The organism is Micromonospora sp. NPDC047187 (genome assembly GCF_040643355.1).
GTDB classification, from domain to species: domain Bacteria; phylum Actinomycetota; class Actinomycetes; order Mycobacteriales; family Micromonosporaceae; genus Micromonospora; species Micromonospora salmantinae.
Genome location: NZ_JBEYUF010000008.1, coordinates 1 through 20,932, shown reverse-complemented (window position 1 = coordinate 20,932; position 20,932 = coordinate 1). Strand labels below are relative to the sequence as shown.

The window sequence follows — 20,932 nt, the reverse complement described above, 5'->3', positions numbered from 1 at the left end:
CTCAGCGGCCCAACACGACCCGGGCCATCCCGTCCAGCGCGGGATTGCCCGGGTCCCAGTAACCGGCGTGCCCGCCTCGCCCACTGCCGAAGACCCGACCGCCGAACCCGGGATCCGACGGGTCGTGCCCGAACCACAGTTCGTGCCCGGTCTGGCCCGGCCAGCCCAGCACGGCGGCCAGCGGAGCCGTACGCAGCAGGGCCTGTCGGCCCAGCTCCTCCGGTGACCGGGCCGCCCGGATCACGTCGTCGGGGGCGCTGCTCGCCCAGACCTCCCCGGGTGGCACACCCAACTCGGTGGCGTGCGACGCGCCGACACCGGGGGAGCCGACGAAGACCAACGCGTCGGCGGCCAGGCCGTGCTCCCGGGCGGCCACACCCACCACCAGCGACCCGTAGCTGTGCCCGAGCACCGTCTGCCGGGCCGGCGGCCCGTCGTGGCTGACGCGCAGCCCCTCCTGGAAGCGGTGCAACGCCGGGCCGGCGTCCCGGGCCTGACCCGCCGAGGCGGCCTCGGTCAGCAGATCCGGAGCGTCGTAGTCCAACCAGAGCACCGCCGCGCTGCGCTCATCCGGGGCGAGCGCGGCACACCGCTCCAGCACCCGGGCCGCCCTGCCCAGCTCGCCGGAGGCGTCGTCCAGGCCGGCGGTCATCCCCGGCACGTAGGTCAGCACCCGGTCGGCGTGGTCCGGGTCGCCGAGCGCCACCACCGCCCGGCCCTCACCCGCCGGATCCAACCCGAGCAGGTACGCCCGCGGCGCCTCGCCGGCCGTCAGTCGCTCGACCAGCGCGTCCAGGCCGGCCAGCCGTCCGGCCACCCCGCGCAACCGGATCAACGCGAGCGGCCCTGGCGACACCTGGGACAGCAGCCGTCGCCGCTCGGCCAGCAGCTCCGCACGCCAGGCGTCGAGCCGTAACCGGTTGGCCCGGTCGCGGACGGCAACCGGTAGCCCGTCCAACCGGCCGACCAGTGCCGGCTCGCGCCCGATCAGCCACCGTCGCTGCGCCGGGGTCAACCCGGACCACCAGGCGCTGACCAGCGCGGGTGCGGCACCGAGGGCCGGTCGGCCCGGCGGGGGCGGGGACGCCCAACCGGTGCCGGCGGCCCTCGCCAGGTCATCCAACCGGTCGGCGGCGACCCGGTCCGCGGCGGCTGCCCCGTCGAGCGCGGCCCGCAGGGCCGCGGCCACCCCAGCCGCTGCCACCCCGGCCCGCTCGGTGGGCCGAAACCGGGCGGGATCGACCCGCACCCCACCCGAACGGTCCACCAGCAGGCCGGCCGCCTCGGCCTGGGCGACCGCCTGGGAGAGCCGTGCCTTCGCCACCGCCAGCCCACCGGCCAACTCGGCCAGCACCTGGTCGACCTCGATCAGCGCGGGTGCGATCGAGGCCAGCTCGTCACGCAGACCGCCGAGTCGAGTGCCCGCCGCCGTGGCTGCCGCACCCGACCAACCGCCCCGCAACCGCCCGGTGGCCGTGCGCAGCTCGCCGAGGTGCCGATCGAGTGGCCCGGCCAACCCCGCCCACGCCGCCCCGGCGGCCCGCCACCCGCCCGGATCGACAGCCCACAGCTGTCGGTAACCGACACTGCTCACCGGGGTAGGGAGGCGAACCGGCCGGCGGCCCGGTCGTCCACCGTCTCGTACGCCTCGGCCGCCGCCCGGACCCCGCCGGAGGTCGCCGCGACCCGGGCACCCAGCCGGCAGAACCAGGCGTGCCCGGCCGCCTCCAACCCGGCCAGCGCCGCGCCGGCTCGCCACTCGGGCGCCGCCACCACCAGCCCGGGCAGCCCCGCGAGGCCCAACGCCAACCGGCGCGCCTCGTCGTCGAGCAGGACGGCGACAGCCCGCAACTCCTCCGGTTGGACGGCGAACGGCTCGTCGGTCATGACCACACCCCCGTGGACGATCGGCATCGACGCGCTGACGCTAGGCACGTACCGGAGGCCGCGCGGTGCCCTGTGGACAGCCGACGTCGAGGCGTACCCCGGGGTGTCCACAGGCGTTGCCCAGCGCGAGCCCGACGGTTAATCTGCGGCCTCGACCGCCGGTAGGGTGGTGTGGTGATCGTCGCTGTCGGCATCGACGTCGTCCTGGTCGACCGGTTCGCCCGGGCCCTGGCACGGACGCCGCTGCTCGCCGACCGGCTCTTCACCGAGGCCGAGCGGCACACCCGCTCCGGCAGCCCGCGCTCGCCCGAGTCGCTCGCCGCCCGGTTCGCCGCCAAGGAGGCGGTGGCCAAGGCGCTCGGCGCCCCGGCCGGGCTCAGCTGGCACGACTGCGAGATCGTGCCCGACCCGGACGGCCGCCCCTGGCTGGCCGTCTCCGGCACTGTCGCGGCGGTGGCCGACGCACGCGGGGTCAACCACTGGCATCTCTCGTTGTCGCACGACGGCGGGATCGCGTCGGCGATGGTGGTCGCGGAACGATGACGTCGGCCGGGAGGGCCGGTCAGGTCCGCCCGCTAACGGAATGGGACACGGTGGCATGAGATCGGTGTGGCGGGTGGCCGACGTACGGGCGGCCGAAGCGGGGTTGATGGGCACGCTGCCGGAGGGGACGCTGATGCAGCGGGCCGCGGCCGGCCTGGCCCGCCGGGCCGCGCTCCTGCTCGCCGAGCGGGGCGGGGTCTACGGAGGCCGGGTGCTGCTGCTGGTCGGCTCCGGTGACAACGGCGGCGACGCGCTGTACGCAGGGGAGCGGTTGGCCCGTCGAGGTGTCCAGGTGTCCGCCCTGCTGCTCACCCCCGGGCGGGCGCACGCCGGCGGTCTGTCCGCGCTGCGAGCCGCTGGCGGCCGGCTGGTCCAGGATCCGACCGGCCCGGTCGACCTTGTCCTCGACGGCATCGTCGGCATCGGTGGCACCGGCGGGCTACGGGCGAACGCGGACGAGGTGGTCCAGCGCCTCGGCGAGCTGCGTGGACGCGACGGGGAACGGGCCACGGTGCTGGCGGTCGACGTGCCCAGCGGGGTCGCGGTCGACACCGGTCACGTGCCGCTGTCCGCGTCCGGTCGGCCCACCGCGGTCCGCGCCGACGTGACGGTGGCCTTCGGCGCGCTGAAGCCCGCCCTGGTGGTCGGGCCGGCCGCCGCGCTGGCCGGGCAGGTCGAGCTGGTCGACATCGGGCTGCGGCAGTGGCTGCGCGGCACTCCGGCGATGCGGGTCACCGAGTGGTCCGACCTCGTCGACTGGTGGCCCCAGCTGGGGCCGGCGTCGGAGAAGTACACCCGGGGCGTGGTGGGGGTGGCGACCGGGTCGGCGACCTACCCCGGTGCGGCGGTGCTCTCCGTGGGCGGCGCACTGGCCGGGCCGACCGGCCTGGTCCGCTACGCCGGCAGCGCCCGCGCCGAGGTGCTGCACCAGCACCCGTCGGTGATCGCCAGTGGGCGGGTCGCCGACGCGGGCCGGGTGCAGGCCTGGGTCTGCGGCTCCGGGCTGGGCACCGGCGCCGACGCGGCGGCCGAGCTGCGCGCCGTGCTGGCCGCCCCGGTGCCGGTGGTGCTCGACGCCGACGCCCTGACCCTGCTGGTGGACGGCTCGCTCGCCGACCGGCTGCGGGGCCGGGACGCGCCCATCGTGGTCACCCCGCACGACCGGGAGTTCACCCGTCTCTGCGGGGAGGAGCCGGGCGCCGACCGGGTCGGCGCCGCGCTGCGGCTGGCCGCCTGGATGAACGCTGTGGTGCTGCTCAAGGGCGACCGCACGGTGATCGGCACGCCGGACGGTCGGGCGTACGTCAACCCGACCGGCACCCCGGCGCTGGCCACCGGCGGCACCGGCGACGTGTTGGCCGGGCTGCTCGGCTCGCTGCTGGCAGCCGGGGTACCCGCCGATCGGGCCGCCGCCTCGGCCGCGTACCTGCATGGGCTCGCCGGGCGGGAGGCGGCCCGGGGTGGGCCGGTGACCGCGCCCGACGTGGCGACCGCGCTGCGTCCGGTGCTGGCCCGGCTGGGCTGAACGGGGCGGTTCCGGGTGCGGTGACCGGATCGCCGCGTCGGGACGTGCGTCGCCGCCCGCGGTGATCACGGCGGAAAGTAGGCTGGGCACATGTGGCAGGCCGAGGTACGCGTCGATCTTGACGCCATCCGCGAGAACGTGAGCAGGCTCCGCTCCGGCACCACCGCCGAGTTGATGGCAGTGGTGAAGGCCGACGGGTACGGCCACGGCATGCTTCCGGCCGCCCGCGCGGCGCTCGACGCCGGCGCTGACTGGCTCGGTGTCTGCACCCTCGACGAGGCGCTCACCCTGCGGCGGGCCGGGGTGACAGTGCCGGTGCTGGCCTGGCTGCTCGCCCCCGGGTTGCCGCTGCACGAGGGGGTCACCGCCGGGGTGGACCTGGGCGCGGCCAGCCTGGCGCAACTGGACGAGATGATCGAGGCGAGTCGCCTCGCCGGGCGCCCCGCCCGCCTGCACCTCAAGATCGATACGGGGCTGTCCCGGGGCGGCGCGACGGTCGCCGACTGGCCCGCGCTGCTGGACGCCGCCGCGAAGGCGCAGGCCGACGGCCTGGTCGAGGTGGTCGGCGTGTGGAGCCACTTCGTGTACGCGGACTCGCCCGGCCACCCCACCACCGACCGTCAACTGGCCGTCTTCCATGAGGGGCTGGCCATGGTCGAGCGGGCCGGGCTGCGACCGCGCTGGCGGCACCTCGCCAACTCGGCCGCCACCCTCACCCGCCCGGACACCCACTTCGACCTGGTCCGCCCGGGCCTGGCCATCTACGGGCTCTCCCCGGTGGCCGGCGAGACGTACGGGTTGCGGCCGGCGATGACCGCCCGCGCCCGGGTGATGCTCACCAAGCGGGTGCCCGCCGGCACCGGTATCTCCTACGGACACGCCTACACCACCGACGCCGACGCGAACCTGGCCGTGGTGCCGCTCGGGTACGCCGACGGGGTCCCCCGGCACGCGTCCAACACCGGCCCGGTGCAGCTCGGCGGCGTACGCCGGACGATCTCGGGGCGGGTCTGCATGGACCAGTTCGTGCTCGACTGCGGCGACGACCCGGTGGCCGACGGCGACGTGGCGACGCTCTTCGGCAGCGGCGTCGACGGCGAGCCGACAGCGGACGACTGGGCCGAGGCGGTCGGCACGATCAACTACGAGATCGTCACCCGGTTCGGCGGCACGCGGGTGCCCCGGGTCTACGACGGCGAGAAACCATGAGCTATCGGATTCCGCGTCCGCGGACGGCCGCGGGCCGGGTAGCCGGGATCGTCGGCGCGGCGGTGGGGGTGGCCGCGGCAGGTCTGGCGGCTGGCGTCGCTACCGAGCGGACCCTGGTCCGCCGGCTCAAGGCCGACCCGGCCGACCGCTACGCGCACGAGACATTCGACAAGCAGCGGTACGACGAGGCGTTCCGCCTGGAGCTGCCGGACGGCACCGACATCCACGTCGAGGTGGTCGAGCCGACCCGGCCGGTGCCGGGGCGACCGACAGTGGTGCTGGTGCACGGCTTCTGCCTGGACATGGGGACGTTCCACTTCCAGCGCCAGATGCTCGCCGCCCGCGGTGACTACCGGATCGTGGCGTACGACCAGCCCGGTCACGGCCGGTCCGGCCGCCTGGAGACCGGGGAGTACGACCTCGCGGTGCTCGGCCGGACACTGCGCCAGGTGATCGACCGGACCGCCCCGGACGGGCCGTTGGTGCTGGTCGGCCACTCGATGGGTGGCATGACGATCATGGCTTTCGCCGAGTTGTTCCCGGAACTGTTCGGTGACCGGGTGGTGGGCACCGTTCTGATGGCCACGTCGGGCGGGCTCGTCGCGGAGACCAAGCTGGTCGCGCCCGCGCTGCTCGGCCGGGTCGGTGGCCCGGTGCTCTACATGGTCAGCAACGCCACCCGGTACGGCGGGCCGGTGATCGACAAGGCCCGCAAGTCGACGTCGAACGTGGCCTGGTTACTGACCCGCAAGTACGGCTTCGGCACCCGCAAGCCCAGCCCGTCGCTGGTGTCCTACGTGGAGACGATGAACTCCCGGACGTCGGCCGACACGGTGACCCGCTACCTGCGGACCCTGGCCACCCACTCGCGCTTCCCGGCGCTGGCGGCGCTGGCGGCAGCTCCGGTGCTGGTGGTGGTCGGCGACAAGGACATGATCACGCCGGTGACCCACTCCGAGGAGATCGTCCGCCGGTTGCCGCACGCCGAGTTCGTGAAGATCAAGGACAGCGGTCACGTGGTGATGTTGGAGCACGCGGACGAGGTCAACGCCGCCCTGGCGCGGTTCCTGGAGTCACTGCAGAGCGTGGAGGAACGGTGAGTCACGTCGTCAAGCTGCCGACCGTCGAGGACACTCGGGACTTCGGCCGGCGGCTGGCCGGGCTGCTGCGTGCCGGCGACCTGGTGCTGTTGACCGGCCCGTTGGGCGCCGGCAAGACCGCACTCACCCAGGGCATCGGCGCCGGGCTCGGTGTTCTCGGGGACATCACCTCGCCGACCTTCGTGATCGCCCGGGTGCACCGCCCCGATCCGGGTCGGGGCGGCCGGGTGGCGCTGGTGCACGCCGACGCGTACCGGTTGGGTGACGCCACCGACCCACGCGCCGAGATCGACGACCTGGACCTCGACGCGTCGGTGGACGACTCGGTGACAGTGGTGGAGTGGGGCGAGGGCCTGGTGGAGCAGTTGGTGGACGCGCACCTGCGGGTTCGCATCGACCGCCGCGACGACGACACCCGCATCGTCGAGCTGGACCCGATCGGCGGTGACTGGGCCCGTCGGCTCGCCGACCTGGGCTAGGTCGGCGGCTGTCGTACCCGATGCCTAGAGTGCGGGGGTCCGACCCGCGCTGTGAGAGGTTCCCGATGCCCGACGACGCCCCCGCCCTGGATCTGCTGGCCCTGCTGCCGGAGCAGTGGCGCAGAGCGCTCACCCCGCACCTCGATCCGGCACGCACCGCAGCGCTGGGCGAGTTCGTCGCCCGGGAATACGCGACGCAGACGGTCTTCCCGCCGGTGGAGGATCTGTTCTCGGCATACCGGCTCTGCCCGCCGCAGGGCACCCGGGTGCTCATCCTCGGGCAGGATCCCTACCACCGGGCCGGGCAGGCACACGGTTTGAGCTTCAGCGTCCGCGACGGTGTGACGGTGCCGCCGTCGTTGCGCAACGTCTTCAAGGAGCTGGGCGAGGACGTGGGCGTCCCCAAGCCGCGCAGCGGCAACCTGAACGGGTGGGCCGCCCAGGGGGTGCTGCTGCTCAACGCGGTGCTGACCGTCCGGCAGGCCACCCCGGGGTCGCACGCCAACGCCGGCTGGGAAGAGTTCACCGACGCGACCATCCGGGCACTGGACGCGGCACCGGAGCGGGTGGTCTTCCTGCTCTGGGGTGGCTACGCCCGCAAGAAGGCCGCGCTGGTCACCAACCCGCAGCACGTGGTGCTGGAGGCCGGTCACCCCAGCCCGATGAACCCGCGCGGCTTCCTCGGTAGCCGCCCGTTCAGCGCGGCCAACAAGGCACTCGCCGACGCCGGCCTGCCCACAGTCGATTGGGAGCGCACCGCCGGCTGAGCCGCTCGTCGACGTCCTGCTGCTGGTTTGGACCGGCACTGGCTCAGCCGTCGCTGGCCAGCTGCCGGTCCCGGTAGCGGCGCAGCAACTCGGCGGCGCGTGGCTCGCTCAGTTCCAGCTCGACCAGCGGCACCACCTGGTAACTCCGCCCACCGTGGCGCACCTCGATCGTCTCGGGCAGCTCGTCGCACATGGTGGCCCTGATCTCCCCGTACCGTGTCGACCACAGGTGTTCGCCCGGCTCTTCTGGCTCCAACCACACCCCGCCGAACTCACCCCAGCGGGCGTTCCACCGCTGCCCGTAGTTCGTCTCCAGCCAGCGGGTGAACGGTTTGGAGTCCTGCCAGCGCAGGGCGATCTCGAGCGCGTCGACCGGCACCGGTGCGCCCTGCAACAGCGCCGCAGTGCTCCCGGTGATCGCCTGCGGAAAGTCGGTGAGCCGATCCAGCAGCCGATCCAACCCCAGCCCGTCGATCCGTTCGGCGATCGGCCGGGCGGCCAGGTCGTCGATCCGGGCGTCGAGGTGTGCGTCCAACGGCTCGACCCCGACGACCAACTGCACATCCATCGCGGCAAGCAACCGCTCCAGTACGGCGATGGTAGGCGCCCGCTCACCGCGTTCGAAGCGGGCCACCGCTGCCTGGTCGACCTCGGCCAGCGCGGCCAACTGACGCTGACTCAGGTCGCGCAGATGTCGTTGCTGCCGTACGGCAGCGCCGAGAAGGGTGACAAGGCGAGTGGATGACATCCCGGCATGGTGGACCAAGGGCGAGACGTCCGCGATCCCGTTGCGGCAGATCGGCGGATGGCGGGTCGCCTTACTTCAATGAGCGTGATGTCTGTGAGTCATCACGATGACCCACAGACATCACGCTCATTCGGGAACGTGGCTCCACCGCTCATTCGGAGCGGCGGTGGCGGGGCGTGACCGGGGCGCGTGGGCGGGGCGGCTAGGCTGGCTTACCGTGCTCGTACTCGTGGTGGACAGCTCGACCCCCGCGGTCACCGCCGCGCTGGTGGAGGTCTCGGCAGACGGCGTGGCGTCGCGTGCGCACCGGTGCACCGTCGACGCCCGCGCGCACGGTGAGCTGCTCGCGCCCCAGGTGGATGCGGTCCTCGCCGACGCTGACGCGCGCCCGCGTGACCTGGCCGCCATCGTCGCCGGGCTCGGCCCGGGTCCGTTCACCGGGCTACGGGTCGGCCTGGTCACCGCCGCGACGATGGGTCAGGTGCTCGGCATCCCCACGTACGGCGTCTGTTCGCTGGACGCCATCGGTTACCCGGCGGCGTCCGGCGCGCCGGTCCTGGCCGCCACCGACGCCCGGCGCAAGGAACTCTACTGGGCCGTCTACGACGGTGCCGGCCAGCGGATCGTCGGGCCCGAGGTGTCCGCGCCGGCGGTCGCCGCCGCGCGCGCCCGCGAACTGGGCGCGACGATCGCGGTCGGTGACGGGGCACACCGGTACGCCGAGGTCCTTGACCTGCCCGTTCGGGTCGAGCCGCGCTACCCGGACGCGACAGTGCTGGCGTTGCTCGCCGCCGAGCGGGTCCGGGCGGGCGCGTCCAGTGAGCGGCTCACCCCGCTCTACCTGCGCCGCCCCGACGCGGTGGCGGCGACCGGCCGCAAACCGGTCCTGCCATGACGGCGGTACGGCTCGAACCGTTCCGCTGGTGGCACATCGACGACGTGCTGCCGATCGAGGCGGACCTCTTCGGCGCTGAGAAGTGGTCGCCCGCCATGTTCTGGAGCGAGCTCGCCAACGGGCACCACTACCGGATCGCCGTCGACGCGGACGGGTCGGTGCTCGGCTACGCCGGGCTCGCCGGCGTTCCGCCGGACGAGGTGTGGGTGCAGAACATCGCCGTCCGCCGGGACGCCCAGCGGCGCGGCGTGGGCCGTGCCCTGCTGGAGGAGTTGCTCGCCGAGGCGGTCCGGCGCGACGCCCGCAGCACCCTGCTGGAGGTCGCCGTGGACAACGCGGCAGCTCAGCGGCTCTACGCGACGTACGGTTTCGAGCCGATCGGGGTGCGGCGCGGCTACTACCAACCGAGCAACACCGACGCGCTGGTCATGCGGCGCGACGCCGAGTCGACCGGGGACGGACCACACGACCATGGCTGACGAACCACTGATCCTGGGTATCGAGACCTCCTGCGACGAGACCGGTGTCGGCATCGTGCGGGGGCACACCCTGCTGGCCGACGCGCTCGCCTCCAGCGTCGAGGAACACGCCCGGTTCGGGGGTGTGGTGCCGGAGGTGGCCAGCCGGGCACACCTGGAGGCCATCGTGCCGACCATGGACCGGGCACTGACCGAGGCCGGCGTCACGCTGGCCGACATCGACGCGATCGCTGTCACCTCCGGGCCGGGGCTCGCCGGTGCGTTGCTGGTCGGCGTCGCTGCCGCCAAGGGGTACGCGGTCGCCGCCGAGAAACCCGTCTACGGCGTCAACCACCTCGCCGCCCACGTCGCGGTGGACACCCTTGAGCACGGCCCACTGCCTGAACCCGCCATCGCGCTCCTGGTGTCCGGCGGCCACTCGTCCCTCCTGCTCGTGGACGACCTGGCCCGGGGTGTCACCCCGCTGGGCGCCACCATCGACGACGCGGCCGGGGAAGCGTTCGACAAGGTCGCCCGGCTGCTCGGGTTGCCGTTCCCGGGCGGTCCGCCCATCGACCGGGAGGCCCGGGCCGGCGATGCCGCCTCGATCGCCTTCCCCCGCGGTCTGACCGCCGCGAAGGATCTCGCTGCCCACCGGTACGACTTCTCGTTCTCGGGCCTGAAGACGGCGGTGGCCCGGTGGGTCGAGGCCCGTCAGCGTGCCGGCGAGCCGGTGCCGGTGGCCGACGTGGCCGCGTCCTTCCAGGAGGCGGTCTGTGACGTCCTGACCAGCAAGGCGCTCGCCGCCTGCCGGGCGCAGGGCATCGATACCCTGGTCATCGGCGGGGGAGTGGCGGCGAACTCGCGGCTGCGGGCGATGGCCGAGCAGCGAGCCGAGAAGTACGGCATCCGGGTCCGGGTACCCCGGCCGAAGCTGTGCACCGACAACGGCGCGATGGTGGCCGCGCTCGGTTCGCACCTGGTCGCCGCCGGGGTCGCTCCGAGCCGACTGGACCTGCCAGCCGACTCGGCACTTCCGTTGACAACGGTCAGCGTGTGACGGGAGCGGCGGACATGATCGTGCGGATGTGGGAGGCACGCGCCGAGGCGTACGGAGTCGCCGACCTGATCACTTGGGTGTGCGACACCGCCCTGCCCGAGTTGGAGCACGACCCGCTTCATGTCTCCAGCGAGGTCTTCTCCTCCACCGACCACCGCGTGGTGGTGATCTCCAAGTGGCGCAGCAACCCCCGCCCGCTGCCGGACCCGCCAGCCCTGCTGGTGGCCCGCGCCCCGCACTCCTGGGACTTCACCCAGGTAGACCGCTGACGCGAGCCACCATCCAGGCCGCTGCCTGATCGGTCAGCTGCGGCGCAACATCCGGTAGGTGGCGATTCCACCCGTGCCCAGCGCGGCGAGGAAGACCAGCCAGACGACCGTGCTGCTGACTCCGACCTGCGGGCCGGAGTTGGCGGAGGCAGCGGCCAGGAGCCCGTCCTCACCCGGGGCGGGCAGCGCGGCCGGCGGCAGCTCCGGCCAACGGACCAGGCCGGTGCTCTCCAGCATCTGCATGTGGTGCTGGACGAACGCGTTGGCGTCCTCGCAGAGCTTGCGGACGGTGGCGTCCCGGGTGCTGGCGCGGACCGCGCCGATCACCGGGAAGATCTTGCCGTGGGCGACCCGGAGCCGGGTGACGAAGATCTGGTCGAACCGAGCGCCGGACGCCTTCTGCATCTCGGCAAGCCAGCCCTTCTGCTCGGCGGTCGGCTCGCTGGGGATCGTCGCGCCCAACTTGTTGGCCGCGTCGACCACGAGCTGGTCGAGCTTCTGGTGCTCGCTGGCGATGCCGGCGCCGATCTCCCGGACCTTCGCCGACTGTCCCTTCTCGGCGGCCATCTGGCCGGCTGGCATCTCCCACAGCCCGGCCAGCCGCACTCCGTTGAGCAGTGTCATGTCGGCGGCGTTGAGCTGCTGGCCACCGGCGGGCGCGGCGACGGCCACGCCGGGCAGGACACCGACCCCCGCGATGATCGCGATGAGCAGCATCGCCGCTCGGTGGGTCCGGGTGCCCAGTCGGCGGTGGGCGGATCTGCGCGGTGCCATGTCTGTGGTGCCTCCTCGGTCCGGACCGGAACGCGTCTGGACCGGGCAGCCGTATCCTGCCGGTTGCCCGTCCGCCCACTGGTACGGACTGATCGCGCGATCAGTTCATCGCGGAGCGACAGGGATCAGCGGGTGACGGCGAGCAGGCCGCCGAGCAGCAGCAGGGTGAGCGCCGCGGCGGCGAAGACCATCAGCAACTCCTGACGCCCGCGCCCGACCGGGCCGGCGTCGACGACCGAGGTGGGCAGGGCCGGTAGATCGCGGGTCAGCGCGGCCAGGTCACCGAGGGTGCGCGCCGTCCACACCGCACCGGCCCGATCGGCGAACTCGTCGAGCGTCAGCCGGCCCGCCGCGGTGTGCTGGTGCAGCGCGGCGACCACCCGGTTGCGGTCGTCGTCGGAGGCGCGCAGCTCGACATCCACGCCGGACAGCGTACGCGGATCAGCCCACGTCGAGGGGGTCGGCGAGGAGCCGTTCGAAGGCCAGCTCGGCGGCACCGATCAGGGGCGCGTCAGTACCCAGTTTCGGCGTGCGCAGCCGGACGTGCTCCAGGCAGGCACCGAGCGCGTTGGAGTTGAGCCGGCTGCGGATCTGGGCCGCCGCCGCGAGGTAGAGGTCACGCATTGTCCCGCCGAAGATGACCATCTCGGGGTTGAAGACGTTCACCAGGTTGGCCACCCCGAAGCCGAGCCAGTCGCCGGCCTGGCGGACCGCCGTCTGGGCCCGGGCGTCCCCGCGGTCGGCCGCGTCGAAGACCTCCAGCAGCGCGTCACGGCCCCGGGCGTCGGAGCGTCCGGCGGCGCGCAGGAGGCCGTGCTCGCCGATCTCGGTCTCCCAACAGCCCCGGGAGCCGCACTCACAGGGCTTGCCGTCGCGGACCACCTTCATGTGGCCGACCTCGCCGCCGTAGCCACCGTGCCCGGTCAGCCGGCGCCCACCGGCGATGATGCCGGCACCCACGCCCACGTCGCCGTACAGGTAGAGGACGTTGTCGCAGCCTGCCGCCACACCTCGTGCGTGCTCGGCGAACGCGGCGACGTCGGCCACGTTGCCCACTGTGACCGGTACGTCGATGCCCAACTCGTCGGCGAGGGCCGCGCCGATCGGCTCGTCCACCCAACCGGTGGTGGGGCCGAGCCGGACCAGGCCGTCGTCCCGGCGGACCATGCCGCAGACCGCGACGCCGGCACCGACGCAGATCGCGTCCGCCGGCACCAGCTGCTGCATCTCCTTGACCGCGCCGGCCAGCAGTGGCGCGGCCTCCGCGGCCAGCAGCCCGCGCGGCCGGTCCAGATCCCGGCGGTCCAGGACCGCGCCACCCAGCCCGATCCGGGCGGCGCGCAGCCGGTCCACCTCCACCGAGTACGCGTACGCGTAGACCCGGGCCGACTCGGGCCGGACGACCAGTGACGGTCGTCCGGCTCGGCCGGTTTCCTTCGGTGCCCCTTCGCTGACCAGCCCCACCGCGGACAGGTCGGCGGTGAGCGCGCCGATGGTGCTGCGGTTGAGGCCCAGCGTGGTGGTCAGTTCGGCACGGGTGGTCGCCCCGTGGACGTGCACGTGTCGCAGCAGGGCCCCGAGGTTCTGCCGTCGGACGTCATCCTGGCTCGGTCCTGGGCGCATGCTGGTGCTACCTCCCGCGCGGTCAGCGGGTGCCGGTGGCTGCCGCGCGGCGGCGGGAGAGCGCGTCGACGCTGGCGGCGAGCAGCAGCACGACGCCGGTGACCACGTACTTGACTCCCGAGGTGTACCCCATCAGGCCCATTCCGTTTTCGATGACCGCGACCACCGCGCCGCCGAGTACGGCGTCGAGGACGCGGCCCTTGCCACCGAAGAGGCTGGTGCCGCCGATCACCGCCGCGCCGACCGCGTAGAGCAGTACGTTACTGCCCCCGGTGTTCGGGTCGACCGAGTTGGCCCGGCTGGCCGCCACGATGCCACCGATGGCGGCCATCGAGGAGCAGATCACGAAGACGGAGATTCGGATCCGGTCGACTCCGATGCCGGCCCGGCGGGCCGCTTCGCGGTTGCCGCCCACGGCGTAGATGTGCCGGCCGTAGCTGGTGCGTTGGAGCACGAAGGTCCAGATGATCAGCAGCACCGCGATGATCGGCACCACGATCGGCACACCCTTGAGCGAGACGATGAGGACGTTGCGGCTGCGCTCGAGGTTGAGCACGTACACAGCGGTGCCGAGGATGACGGCGAGCCCGCCGATCCGCAGCGCCACCACCGCGAGCGGGTCGGTGATCAGGCCGCGGGCCACCCGGGTGCGGTGGCGCAGCAGTTGCACCGCCGCGTAGCCGATGACCGCGAGGGCGGTCAGCGCCCAGCCCAAGGTGGGGCCGAGGTTGCGGTTGGCGATGGCGACCAGCACGTCGTCGCGGACGGCGATGTTGGTGCCATCCTTGACGAGCAGCAGCACGACGCCCTGGAAGGCGAGGAAGCCGGCGAGGGTGACCACGAAGGACGGAATGCCGATCTTCGCGACGAGCATGCCGAGCGTGCTGCCGATGACCACACCGGTGGCGACAGCGGCGAGCACGGCGACCCACCAGGGGTAGCCGAGCACTGTGACCACATTGGCCAGCACCGCCGCGCAGACGCCGCTGGCGAAGCCGGCGGAGAGGTCGATCTCGCCGAGCAGCAGCACGAAGACCAGGCCCATCGCGATCAGCGTGACCGCCGCGCCCTGGGTGAAGAGGTTGGCGAAGTTGCCGGCCGACAGGAACGACGACGGCCGCATGATCGCGAAGACGGTGCAGAGCACGATCAGGCCGAGTACGGCTGGCAGCGCGCCGACGTCGCCACCGCGTACCCGACTGAGGTAGTTGCGGAAGTGGCCTCCGATGGTCGGCGGCGGTGTGACGGCGGCGGGTCCGTCCTTCCGCACGGCGGTGGTGGTCATCGGGCGCCTCCTGAGATCGAGTCGGCCGGCTGCGGGCCGTCGCCGTTGCTGCCCGGGTCGGTGGCGAGGCCGAGCCCGCCCGAGCGCCCGGCGGTGATCAGCTCGACCACCTGGGCGTGGGTGATGTCGGTGGTCTTCACCTGGGCGACCATCTGGCCGAGGTACAGCGCGGCGATCCGGTCGGAGACGGCGAAGACGTCGTTCATGTTGTGCGAGATGAGCACCACGGCCAGGCCGTTGTCGGCGAGGCGGCGGACCAGTTCGAGCACCTGGGCGGTCTGTGCCACGCCGAGCGCCGCGGTCGGCTCGTCCAGGATGACGAGCTTGCTGTTCCACAGCACCGCCTTGGCGATGGCCACGGTCTGGCGTTGACCGCCGGAAAGGCTGGACACGTGCTGGCGGAGTGAGGTGACGGTGCGGATGGAGAGCCCCGCCAGGGTTTCGGCGGCGAGCTGTTCCATTGTCGGCTCGTCGAGGACGATGCCGCTGCGCTTCTCCCGGCCGAGGAACATGTTCTGCACGATGTCCAGGTTGTCGCAGAGCGCGAGGTCCTGGTAGACGACCTCGATGCCGAGCGTGGCGGCGTCGCGGGGGCTGCCGATGTGCACCGGTTCACCGTTGAACAGGAACTCTCCGGCGTCGGTGGGGTGGATGCCGCTGATGCACTTCACCAGGGTCGACTTGCCGGCGCCGTTGTCGCCGACCAGTGCGGTCACTTCGCCCGGGTGGACGGTCAGGGCGACGTCGCGGAGCACCTGGACGGGACCGAAGCTCTTGTCGATCCCGCGGAGTTCCAGCAGGGGGGTCGCGGACACGGGGGTCTCCTTCTTAAGGGAGGGTCGGGGCCCGTCCGGCGGGCGCCGCCCGGCACGGGAGGGTGCTCCCGTGCCGGGCGGCGATGGTCGTTCCGGCGGGTACTGCGGCGTCGGTCAGCTGATGCCGGCTTCGGCGCAGAACTTGGCGTACGCCGCGGTGCAGACTTCTTCCTTGGTCACGTAGCCGTCGGCGATGACGTCCTTGACGCTCTCCTTGTAGATGGCCTTCGGGGTGAGCAGCACCGAGGGGACGTCCCGGTCGCCGTCCTTGACCGTCTGGCCGGTGTCCTTCGTCTCGCCCTTGGCGAGGGCGATGGCCAGGTCGGAGGCGGCCTTGGCCTCTTCCCGGACCGCCTTGTAGACGGTCATGCACTGGTCACCGGCGAGGATGTTCTGCAGGCCCTCGGTGCTGGCGTCCTGCCCGGTCACCGGCACCTTGCCGTTGAGCTTGTTCTTCTTGAGGATCGAGATGGCCGCGTTGCCGAGACCGTCGTTGGCGGCCAGCACGCCGTCGATCTTGCCGTTGGCCTTGGTGAGCTGCTGCTCGAAGATCGTCGCGGCCTGCGCGTTGTCCCACGCCGGCACCGCGTCCTCAGGGCCCTTGACGTACTCCTTGGCGTCGAACTTCGGCTTGAGCACCGAGTCGTAGCCGGCCTTGAAGAGGGTGGCGTTGTTGTCGGTGGGGGAGCCGTTCAGGTACGCCACGACGGGGTTCTTGGCGCCCTTCTCGGTCAGGCACTTCGACAGACCCTCGCCCTGGAGCTTGCCGACGGTCTCGTTGTCGAAGCTGACGTAGTACTGGGCGGAGCCGCCGAGGGTGAGCCGGTCGTAGTCGATGGTGGCCACACCCTGCGACTTGGCCTTGTCGAGCACGGCCTTGCCGGTGCCGGAGTCCAGGTTGACGATCATCAGGGCGGTCACGCCGCCGGTGATCATCTGGTCGGCGATGGTCTGGAAGGCGGTCTTGTCGTTCTGGGCGTTCTGGATGTCGTACTGGACGCCGGCGGCCTTGAACGCCTCCTCCAGGAACCGACGGTCCGCCGTTTCCCAGCGGGCCGAGGACTTGCTGTCCGGGAGGATCACGCCGATCTTGGGGGTCTTGGCGGAGGCGGCCTTGTCGCCGGAGTCGTCGCTACAGGCGGTCAAGCCGCCGGTCGTGAGCAGGCCCACGGCGGCGATGGTGAGGATCCCCTTACGCATGTGCAGGGTCCTTTCGGAGGTGGGGGAGGTGTTGTTTTGTTGTGTCCGGCAACGTATTTCGCGTCACACCGGCTCCACAAGACCGCGCAGGTGCATAGTTTGTTGGGAGCGATAACAATTCAGCAACGCGACTGTTACTCCCCGGGTATCCCACGGGGGAGTCGACGTAACGACTGTCGTCAGTGGGTCTGCAACGGCGCGGTGCGGGCGTCGGTCAGCGCCACCAGATCCGCCGCGGCCAGTTCGAGTTGCAGACCACGCCGACCAGCCGAGACGTAGATCGTCGGGAGATCCAGCGCGGATTCGTCCAGCACCGTGGGCAACCGTCGACGCTGCCCGAGCGGGCTGATTCCACCGCGCACGTAACCGGTGGCCCGCTCGGCGACCGCCCGGTCGGCCAACCCCGCCCGCTTGCCGCCGACCGCCGCCGCGAGCGCCTTGAGATCCAGCTCGCCGGTGACCGGAACGACCGCCACTGTGAGCGCGCCGTCGACAGCGGTCACCAAAGACTTGAACACGCGCTCCGGTGCCACGCCGAGCGCCACCGCCACCAACGCGCCGTAGTTCGGGGCGTCCGGCGCCACCCGGTACGGATGGGTGCGATGCGGGATGCCGCGCTTGACCAACAGTGCCGTTGCCGGCGTGCCCTGTCCCGCCACAGCGACGAGGCTAGTCGAGACGGCGCTAGCCCACCGGCCGACCGATCAGCACCGTCGGTGCGCCGTCGACCCGGGTGAGCACCAGACTCGCCGCCGCGTCACCGGCCAGCCGCAGGTCCCGCCGGAGCTGCTCCGGGGTGAGCGCCGAACCCCGCTTGAGGATCTCCACCCGGCCCACCCGGCGCTCGCGCAGCAGCGCCCGCAGGCGCTTGAGCGAGAACGGCAGCACGTCGGTGATCTCCAGACAGCGCGCGTACGGGGTGCGGATCGGCTGGTCGGCGTAGAGGTAGGCGATGCTCGGATCACCCAGGTTGGCGTCCAGTTCGGTGGCCAACTCGGCCACGAGGTGCGCGCGCACCACCGCCGGGTCCGGGTCGTACAGGTAGCGGCGCGGCGGCCCGACCGGCGCCTCGGCGGCACCCGAGCCGGTGAGCTGGTGGCGGTGAGCCTCGGCGCCCCGCTGACGATAGAGGGTGGCGCGGCGGGGCACCTCCGCCAGCTCGCCGCACCAGAGCGCGGCCTCGACCAGGTCGCCGTCCACGCCGACCCACTCGGCCTCCGCGCCGGCCGGAATGAGCGCGTGGTCCAGGCCCGGCGCGACCTTCACCACGGTTCGCGGCACCCGCTCGGCCAGCCCGGTGACGAAGTCCCACGGTGGCGAGTAGGCGCGCGGGTCGAAGATCCGCCGCCCGGTGCCGGTGGTGCGGCGGGCCGGGTCGCAGAAGACCCCGTCGACCCGTGACACGTCGAACCCGGTCGCGTCGCCGCACTCGACGGTGAACAGCTCGGCCAGGCCGGCCGCGTCGGCGTTGGCGGCGGCCATCGCCGCGGTCACCGGGTCGGCCTCCACCCCGTACACCCGGATGCCGGCACGGGCGGCGGCCAGCGCGTCGGCCCCGAGCCCGCAGCCCAGGTCGGCCAGGGTGCGCACGCCGGCCGCGTACAACCGGGCGGCCCGACGGTCGGCGACCACCCGGCGGGTGGCCTGCTCCAGGCCGGGGCGGGTGAGGAACATCCCAGCGGCGGCCGGGCCGAACTTGCCCACCGCCCGATGACGCAGCTCGGCCTGGGTCAGTGCCGCCGCGGCCAACGTCGGCGGCACCCCGGTCGCCCGCAGCGCCGACGCCGCGACCAGTGGATCACCGCCGGCCAGGTCGGCCGCCGCAGTGAGCGCGGCCGACCCCTCAGGGGTACGCAGCGCCGCCAGTTGATCGAGATCCACCCGGTCATTGTCCCGGCCGACCCGGAAATCCTGGCTGGCGGGGCGCGACGCGCTGGCACTCTCCTTGACGGAGTGCTAGCCACGGAATAACCTGCGATTAGCACTCTCACCCTGAGGGTGCCAGCTTCCGGGTCTCGCGACCCGGGTGCGCACGCCAGGCGGACCGGCACCCGCGACGACGGCACCGCCCGGTGGCATGAGGCAGATTGACGCTGGTCAGCCCCGCTGGCCAGCAACGAAACCAGTACCCCAGGAGGGTATGCCCGTGACTACCGCGACCAAGGTTGCGATCAAGCCGCTCGAGGACCGCATCGTGGTCCAGGCGAACGAGGCTGAGACCACCACGGCGTCGGGCATCGTGATCCCCGACACCGCCAAGGAGAAGCCGCAGGAGGGCACTGTCCTCGCTGTGGGCCCGGGGCGCGTCGACGACAACGGCAACCGGGTTCCGGTTGACGTGCAGGTCGGCGACACCGTCCTCTACTCGAAGTACGGCGGCACCGAGGTCAAGTACGCCGGCGAGGAGTACCTGGTGCTCTCCGCCCGCGACGTCCTCGCGGTCATCGAGAAGTAAGCAACCGATCAGTGCCACTGCCCCGGTCCGGCTCGCCGGGCCGGGGCAATGGCGCTTCGAAGGGACATTAATGGCGAAGATCCTGAGCTTCTCGGACGACGCCCGGCACCTGCTGGAGCACGGTGTCAACGCCCTCGCGGACGCGGTCAAGGTCACCCTCGGCCCGCGCGGGCGCAACGTCGTCCTGGACAAGAAATTCGGTGCGCCGACGATCACCAACGATGGTGTGACCATCGCCAAGGAGATCGAGCTCACCAACCCGTACGAGAACCTTGGCGCGCAGCTGGTCAAGGAGGTGGCGACCAAGACCAACGACGTCGCCGGCGACGGGACCACCACCGCGACAGTGCTGGCCCAGGCGATGGTTCGCGAGGGTCTGCGCAACGTGACCGCCGGGACCAACCCGGCCGGCCTCAAGCGGGGCATCGACGCGGCGGCCATGAAGGTCTCCGAGGCGCTGCTCGGCCGTGCCGCCGAGGTCACCAGCAAGGAGTCGATCGCGAACGTGGCGACGATCTCCGCGCAGGACTCCACGATCGGCGACCTGATCGCCGAGGCGATGGAGCGCGTCGGCCGCGACGGAGTCATCACCGTCGAGGAAGGCTCGATGCTCACCACCGAGCTGGACGTGACCGAGGGTCTCCAGTTCGACAAGGGCTTCATCTCGCCGAACTTCGTCACCGACCTGGAGGGTCAGGAGTCCGTCCTTGAGGACGCGTACATCCTGGTCACCACCCAGAAGATCTCGGCGATCGAGGAGCTGCTGCCGCTGCTGGAGAAGGTCCTGCAGAACAGCAAGCCCCTGCTGATCATCGCCGAGGACGTGGACGGCCAGGCGCTCTCCACCCTGGTGGTCAACTCGCTGCGCAAGACCCTCAAGGTCTGCGCGGTCAAGGCCCCGGGCTTCGGTGACCGGCGCAAGGCAATGCTCCAGGACATCGCGATCTCCACGGGTGCCGAGCTGGTCGCCCCGGAGCTGGGCTACAAGCTCGACCAGGTCGGCCTGGAGGTGCTCGGCACCGCCCGGCGCGTCGTGGTCGACAAGGAGAACACCACGATCGTCGACGGCGGTGGCCAGAAGGCCGACGTCGCCGACCGGGTGTCTCAGATCCGCAAGGAGATCGAGGCCTCCGACTCCGACTGGGACCGGGAGAAGCTGGCCGAGCGGCTGGCGAAGCTCTCCGGTGGCATCGCCGTCATCAAGGCTGGCGCGGCGACCGAGGTCGAGATGAAGGAGCGCAAGCACCGCATCGAGGACGCCATCGCGGCGACCAAGGCTGCGGTCGAGGAGGGCACCGTGCCCGGCGGCGGCGCCGCCCTGGTGCAGATCCTCTCGGTGCTCGACGACGACCTGGGCTTCACCGGTGACGAGAAGGTCGGCGTCTCGGTCGTGCGCAAGGCGCTCGTCGAGCCACTGCGCTGGATCGCCCAGAACGCCGGTCACGACGGCTACGTCGTGACGCAGAAGGTCGCCGACCTCAAGTGGGGCAACGGCCTCGACGCAGCCAAGGGCGAGTACGTCGACCTGGTCAAGGCCGGCATCATCGACCCGGTGAAGGTGACCCGCAACGCGGTCACCAACGCCGCCTCGATCGCCGGTCTGCTGCTCACCACGGAGAGCCTCGTGGTGGAGAAGCCGGAGCAGGCCGAGCCGGCCGCCGGCGGCGGGCACGGCCACGGTCACGGCCACCAGCACGGCCCGGGCTTCTGATCCGGTAGCGACACCCGTTCCGGGGCGCACCGCCGTACGGCGGTGCGCCCCGGCTCGTTCTCGCGGGCTGGTAGGTCCTAACCGAACCCGGAAGGTGTTGGCGACAGGGCGGGATGATCGCGCCCACAG

23 protein-coding genes are annotated in these 20,932 nt (G+C 72.2%); 12 read left to right on the top strand and 11 right to left on the bottom strand.

The genetic code is table 11. From position 1 onward, the window contains the following. Nucleotide 1: 1 nt before the first annotated feature. Together ABZ794_RS15590 and ABZ794_RS15585 are read right to left on the bottom strand one after the other, a co-directional pair. Nucleotides 2-1,594: an alpha/beta hydrolase gene (locus ABZ794_RS15590; protein ID WP_357516035.1), complete on the bottom strand. Its 1,593-nt coding sequence runs from the start codon at nucleotides 1,592-1,594 to the stop codon at nucleotides 2-4. After that, nucleotides 1,591-1,887, bottom strand: coding sequence for a hypothetical protein (locus ABZ794_RS15585; RefSeq protein WP_112676914.1), 297 nt, complete (start codon nucleotides 1,885-1,887; stop codon nucleotides 1,591-1,593). The genes ABZ794_RS15590 and ABZ794_RS15585 overlap by 4 nt, the downstream gene beginning before the upstream one ends. A 174-nt stretch (nucleotides 1,888-2,061) precedes the next feature. Here ABZ794_RS15585 and ABZ794_RS15580 point away from each other — a divergent pair, with 174 nt between their 5' ends. The 6 genes from ABZ794_RS15580 to ung all read left to right on the top strand — a co-directional run bounded on the left by ABZ794_RS15580 (nucleotide 2,062) and on the right by ung (nucleotide 7,510). After that, nucleotides 2,062-2,430 (top strand): holo-ACP synthase, encoded by a 369-nt coding sequence (locus ABZ794_RS15580; protein ID WP_124860243.1) that lies wholly within the window; start codon nucleotides 2,062-2,064, stop codon nucleotides 2,428-2,430. 55 nt (nucleotides 2,431-2,485) lie between these two features. Then, complete coding sequence (locus ABZ794_RS15575) at nucleotides 2,486-3,955, top strand: NAD(P)H-hydrate dehydratase (protein WP_210783296.1); 1,470 nt, start codon at nucleotides 2,486-2,488, stop codon at nucleotides 3,953-3,955. 90 nt (nucleotides 3,956-4,045) lie between these two features. Continuing rightward, nucleotides 4,046-5,164: an alanine racemase gene (alr, locus tag ABZ794_RS15570; protein ID WP_238689154.1), complete on the top strand. Its 1,119-nt coding sequence runs from the start codon at nucleotides 4,046-4,048 to the stop codon at nucleotides 5,162-5,164. Beyond that, a complete protein-coding gene (locus ABZ794_RS15565) occupies nucleotides 5,161-6,264 on the top strand; it encodes an alpha/beta hydrolase (RefSeq protein WP_210783300.1) in 1,104 nt (367 codons plus the stop codon). The genes alr and ABZ794_RS15565 overlap by 4 nt, the downstream gene beginning before the upstream one ends. Further along, nucleotides 6,261-6,743: a tRNA (adenosine(37)-N6)-threonylcarbamoyltransferase complex ATPase subunit type 1 TsaE gene (gene tsaE / locus ABZ794_RS15560; protein WP_238689155.1), complete on the top strand. Its 483-nt coding sequence runs from the start codon at nucleotides 6,261-6,263 to the stop codon at nucleotides 6,741-6,743. Before ABZ794_RS15565 ends, tsaE begins: the two co-directional genes overlap by 4 nt. Nucleotides 6,744-6,808: 65 nt before the next feature. After that, nucleotides 6,809-7,510 (top strand): uracil-DNA glycosylase, encoded by a 702-nt coding sequence (gene ung / locus ABZ794_RS15555; RefSeq protein ID WP_357516031.1) that lies wholly within the window; start codon nucleotides 6,809-6,811, stop codon nucleotides 7,508-7,510. A 43-nt stretch (nucleotides 7,511-7,553) separates the two neighbouring features. Here ung and ABZ794_RS15550 read toward each other — a convergent pair whose 3' ends face one another. Beyond that, nucleotides 7,554-8,258: a helix-turn-helix transcriptional regulator gene (locus ABZ794_RS15550; protein WP_238689156.1), complete on the bottom strand. Its 705-nt coding sequence runs from the start codon at nucleotides 8,256-8,258 to the stop codon at nucleotides 7,554-7,556. Between the two features lie 217 nt (nucleotides 8,259-8,475). On the opposite strand from ABZ794_RS15550, the gene tsaB reads away from it, so the two are divergent. Genes tsaB through ABZ794_RS15530 form a run of 4 tightly spaced genes read left to right on the top strand, consistent with a single transcriptional unit; the run spans nucleotide 8,476 to nucleotide 10,940 of the window. Next, nucleotides 8,476-9,153 carry a tRNA (adenosine(37)-N6)-threonylcarbamoyltransferase complex dimerization subunit type 1 TsaB gene (gene tsaB, locus ABZ794_RS15545; RefSeq protein ID WP_210783310.1) on the top strand — a complete coding sequence of 226 codons (678 nt, stop codon included), beginning with the start codon at nucleotides 8,476-8,478 and terminating at the stop codon, nucleotides 9,151-9,153. Further along, nucleotides 9,150-9,632, top strand: coding sequence for a ribosomal protein S18-alanine N-acetyltransferase (gene rimI, locus ABZ794_RS15540; protein ID WP_210783312.1), 483 nt, complete (start codon nucleotides 9,150-9,152; stop codon nucleotides 9,630-9,632). Before tsaB ends, rimI begins: the two co-directional genes overlap by 4 nt. Beyond that, nucleotides 9,625-10,671, top strand: a complete 1,047-nt coding sequence (tsaD, locus tag ABZ794_RS15535; RefSeq protein ID WP_357516028.1) for a tRNA (adenosine(37)-N6)-threonylcarbamoyltransferase complex transferase subunit TsaD — start codon at nucleotides 9,625-9,627, stop codon at nucleotides 10,669-10,671. The genes rimI and tsaD overlap by 8 nt, the downstream gene beginning before the upstream one ends. Before the next feature lie 14 nt (nucleotides 10,672-10,685). After that, nucleotides 10,686-10,940: a hypothetical protein gene (locus ABZ794_RS15530; protein WP_053660576.1), complete on the top strand. Its 255-nt coding sequence runs from the start codon at nucleotides 10,686-10,688 to the stop codon at nucleotides 10,938-10,940. 33 nt (nucleotides 10,941-10,973) lie between these two features. On the opposite strand, the gene ABZ794_RS15525 is transcribed toward ABZ794_RS15530, so the two are convergent. From ABZ794_RS15525 to ABZ794_RS15490, 8 genes are all read right to left on the bottom strand, one after another. Continuing rightward, nucleotides 10,974-11,714: a DUF4142 domain-containing protein gene (locus tag ABZ794_RS15525; protein ID WP_210783316.1), complete on the bottom strand. Its 741-nt coding sequence runs from the start codon at nucleotides 11,712-11,714 to the stop codon at nucleotides 10,974-10,976. A gap of 125 nt (nucleotides 11,715-11,839) precedes the next feature. Further along, nucleotides 11,840-12,136 carry a DUF1707 domain-containing protein gene (locus tag ABZ794_RS15520; protein WP_238689159.1) on the bottom strand — a complete coding sequence of 99 codons (297 nt, stop codon included), beginning with the start codon at nucleotides 12,134-12,136 and terminating at the stop codon, nucleotides 11,840-11,842. A 19-nt stretch (nucleotides 12,137-12,155) separates the two neighbouring features. Then, complete coding sequence (locus ABZ794_RS15515) at nucleotides 12,156-13,337, bottom strand: ROK family protein (RefSeq protein WP_112737048.1); 1,182 nt, start codon at nucleotides 13,335-13,337, stop codon at nucleotides 12,156-12,158. 22 nt (nucleotides 13,338-13,359) lie between these two features. Next, nucleotides 13,360-14,622, bottom strand: coding sequence for an ABC transporter permease (locus ABZ794_RS15510; RefSeq protein ID WP_238689160.1), 1,263 nt, complete (start codon nucleotides 14,620-14,622; stop codon nucleotides 13,360-13,362). Next, a complete protein-coding gene (locus ABZ794_RS15505) occupies nucleotides 14,619-15,437 on the bottom strand; it encodes an ATP-binding cassette domain-containing protein (protein WP_238689161.1) in 819 nt (272 codons plus the stop codon). Before ABZ794_RS15505 ends, ABZ794_RS15510 begins: the two co-directional genes overlap by 4 nt. A gap of 114 nt (nucleotides 15,438-15,551) precedes the next feature. Continuing rightward, on the bottom strand, nucleotides 15,552-16,637 hold the full coding sequence (locus ABZ794_RS15500) for a substrate-binding domain-containing protein (RefSeq protein ID WP_210783322.1): 1,086 nt from the start codon (nucleotides 16,635-16,637) through the stop codon (nucleotides 15,552-15,554). Between the two features lie 179 nt (nucleotides 16,638-16,816). Next, nucleotides 16,817-17,296, bottom strand: a complete 480-nt coding sequence (gene ybaK, locus ABZ794_RS15495; RefSeq protein WP_357516023.1) for a Cys-tRNA(Pro) deacylase — start codon at nucleotides 17,294-17,296, stop codon at nucleotides 16,817-16,819. Between the two features lie 25 nt (nucleotides 17,297-17,321). Beyond that, nucleotides 17,322-18,518 (bottom strand): methyltransferase domain-containing protein, encoded by a 1,197-nt coding sequence (locus ABZ794_RS15490; protein ID WP_210783326.1) that lies wholly within the window; start codon nucleotides 18,516-18,518, stop codon nucleotides 17,322-17,324. A gap of 259 nt (nucleotides 18,519-18,777) precedes the next feature. Here ABZ794_RS15490 and groES point away from each other — a divergent pair, with 259 nt between their 5' ends. Next, nucleotides 18,778-19,092 carry a co-chaperone GroES gene (gene groES, locus ABZ794_RS15485; RefSeq protein WP_030330046.1) on the top strand — a complete coding sequence of 105 codons (315 nt, stop codon included), beginning with the start codon at nucleotides 18,778-18,780 and terminating at the stop codon, nucleotides 19,090-19,092. Between the two features lie 70 nt (nucleotides 19,093-19,162). Continuing rightward, nucleotides 19,163-20,803 carry a chaperonin GroEL gene (gene groL / locus ABZ794_RS15480; RefSeq protein WP_210783328.1) on the top strand — a complete coding sequence of 547 codons (1,641 nt, stop codon included), beginning with the start codon at nucleotides 19,163-19,165 and terminating at the stop codon, nucleotides 20,801-20,803. The last annotated feature ends 129 nt before the right edge of the window (nucleotides 20,804-20,932 follow it).